At 68.6% G+C, this 245-nt stretch carries 1 protein-coding gene; it reads left to right on the forward strand.

Going from position 1 to position 245, the window contains the following annotated elements:
- On the forward strand, window positions 1-245 hold a 245-nt coding region (locus tag AC3A35_RS27990; protein WP_487439821.1), incomplete at both ends, for a hypothetical protein.

Below are 245 nucleotides of genomic sequence, written 5' to 3' on the forward strand. Positions count from 1 at the left end.
ATGACCCTGAAGAAGGCCGGCTCGGGCCCCGGCGGCGGCACCGTGGACGACCGCTGGCCGCAACCCGAGCCGGTCGAATCCGACATTCTCGCCGACTGGCGGCCGGTGAAAGGGGTGTGCGAGAAGCTTGACGAAGCCGAGTTCGCCCGTCTGGACGACTACTACTACCCGGTGTGGGCCTGTGGCTACAACTGGCTCGAGAGCAACGAGCGCGGAGCCGAGCGGCTGGTGGCCCGCATCCGCGA

The sequence above is a fragment of the Azoarcus sp. Soil_N_20 genome, assembly GCF_057656155.1.